Here is a 1,251-nt window from a genome sequence, read left to right on the forward strand (position 1 = left end):
GAATTTGTTTGGAAAGTAATGAGCTCGATATTCGATCGGGCTCATTGCTTTTAAATTAAGCTTAATTCGGTCGGTATTATAATAGGTAATATAGTTTGCAATATCTTTCTTAAGCTCTTGGATAGATTCATAGGTATTGAGATAAAAAAGTTCGGACTTTAAGGTGCCAAAAAAGTTTTCCATGACGGCATTATCTAGGCAGTTACCCTTTCTGGACATACTCTGGGTGATCCCCTGCTGTTTCAACCAAGCCTGATACGCTTGCATCTGATATTGCCACCCCTGGTCTGAATGAATCATTAAGTTTTTGCCTACTTGTTTCTGTGCTTTTTGTAGCATGTTCATTACCAATTGAAACACGGGCTTACCAGAGAGTTCATAGCTGATAATTTCCTGGTTATACAGATCCATCAACGCCGATAGGTAGAGCCTCTCTCCTTTAACTTTAAACTCCGTAACATCCGTCACCCACTTCTGATTCGGGCCATTGGCCTTGAAGTTTCGAGCTAGAACGTTAGCGAATAACGTGCCTGTATCTCCCCGATACGAACGGTATTTTTTGACTCGAATGAGACTCTTCAGCCCGAGTTCGTTCATCAATCGAAACACGGTTTTGTGATTGATTAGCATACCCTTTTTCCTGAGCAGCAGTGTAATCCGACGATACCCTAAACGGCCTTTATGCTGATGATAGAGCTTTTCTATCTCGCCTTTGATGAACTCATACTTCTCAGGCTGAGTGAGTTTACTAGCCTGATAATAAAAGGTGCTTCGGGCTAGGCCGGCACACCTCAAAAGCGTATCCAAACCGAAGTGCTGCCTTAGTTCTAGAATTACTTTCGCTTTTTGTCTAGTTGAACTAAGGCTTGAAGCTTTTTTAAGTAAGCCACTTCAGCCCGTAAGTATTCATTTTCCCTGAGTAATTCTTCTTCGCGAGTCAGGGGCTCTACGGGACGTTTTCCCTTGGATTTGTCAGCTTGATTCTCGTTGGGTTGCATAGTCGGTCGTCCTTTCTTTTGAGGTTGTAAGCCTGCTGCTCCCTTCGATTTAAAGCGTTTCTGCCAGGTAAGGATAAGGCCTTCACTTGAAAGATGAAAGCGTAAGCAGGCTTCTGCTAAAGATAGGTGTTGCTGCTGCATAACGTTGAGAACCGCTAGCTTAAATTCAGCACTAAAAACTCTTACCTTACCTTASGCTMGTAAMGTCTWCCAKCCCCCAACGTTCATAGCTTCGACACCATCGTTCACTAAT

The 1,251-nt window shown here is 42.9% G+C and carries 1 protein-coding gene and 1 pseudogene; both read right to left on the reverse strand.

The features are described from left to right. Positions 1–834: IS3 family transposase (locus tag BWI97_RS27185; RefSeq protein WP_233208103.1), on the reverse strand; the 834-nt coding region annotated here is incomplete at its 3' end. Then, positions 834–1,151 (reverse strand): annotated as a pseudogene (locus tag BWI97_RS27190) (helix-turn-helix domain-containing protein); the annotation flags it as partial. The gene BWI97_RS27185 and the pseudogene BWI97_RS27190, both read right to left, overlap by 1 nt. Between the last annotated feature and the right edge of the window lie 100 nt (positions 1,152–1,251).

The organism is Siphonobacter sp. BAB-5405, from assembly GCF_002872335.1.
Lineage (GTDB): Bacteria > Bacteroidota > Bacteroidia > Cytophagales > Spirosomataceae > Siphonobacter.